Annotated in this window: 1 protein-coding gene; it reads left to right on the top strand. The window is 66.7% G+C overall.

Annotated elements, in window-relative coordinates; all coding sequences use genetic code 11:
* A partial coding sequence (locus tag HMPREF2924_RS35880) for a lysogeny maintenance protein PflM (RefSeq protein WP_168172954.1) occupies positions 1-141 on the top strand: 141 nt, incomplete at its 5' end.
* Positions 142-234: the final 93 nt, after the last annotated feature.

Here is a 234-nt window from a genome sequence, read left to right as displayed (position 1 = left end):
CGCTGGCTCTGCCGTCCCCGTTCCTTCTGCGCGAAACACGACCCGTCCCGGCGTCCGCCGAAGTACTGGCACGTTGTGTACGACAGCGGGAAACCCACGCCCTTCGTGCCCGTGCGCGAAGCATTCCAACTGGAGGGCTGACCCATGCTCGCTAGGACCCTGAAAGCGCTGCTCCTGCTCTGCTTGATCCAAACCGTCCGCGCCGTGGCCGATCCGGTCAAGGGCCGCGCTCCC

This window comes from Pseudomonas sp. HMSC063H08 (assembly GCF_001813645.1).
Lineage (GTDB): Bacteria > Pseudomonadota > Gammaproteobacteria > Pseudomonadales > Pseudomonadaceae > Pseudomonas > Pseudomonas aeruginosa.
This window is presented reverse-complemented; position numbering and strand designations above follow the sequence as displayed.